Genomic DNA, 448 nt, shown 5'->3' with positions numbered 1-448 from the left:
CTCACCGGCCACCCACTCGCGGGCAAGTTCGAATCCCTCGCGGCCGTGCCGACTGGTAAACCAGAGGTATCGAATGATCGCGGTCAGGCGAACGAAGATGTGGAGCCGACAGCCAGCACTTCGGACGCAAGCGTTTCGGAGGCTGGGTTTTCGGGGGCCACAGAGACCACCCAGACCACCGATCCGGTGGCTGGCGACGGCAGTGGCAGCGAAACCAGCAGCCCGAGTCCTCATCCTCTGCTTTCGAGTGAGGAGTGGACAGATCTGTCACGGTTCGCTCCCGAAGTCACGACCAGTCTCACCGCGCTCAGCGGACTCAAGGACGGGCTGCGATCCTTTGACCGGCCGATGGGTCCTGATGATGCGATCAAACTCATCGACGGACTCGAGGCCCTGGGCCGAGTCAACGAGGCCCTATCGACTCTGGCTCTGGCCGTGTGTGAACGAG

The 448-nt window shown here is 62.7% G+C and carries 1 pseudogene; it reads left to right on the top strand.

Annotated features, from left to right (window positions below):
- Positions 1–448 (top strand): annotated as a pseudogene (locus JFC13_RS19160) (HNH endonuclease); the annotation flags it as partial.

Source organism: Brevibacterium antiquum (assembly GCF_016107655.1).
In the GTDB taxonomy this organism is placed as follows: Bacteria; Actinomycetota; Actinomycetes; order Actinomycetales; family Brevibacteriaceae; genus Brevibacterium; species Brevibacterium antiquum.
Note: the sequence above shows the minus strand (reverse complement) of the source record. Positions and strands in the feature narration are given on the sequence as shown.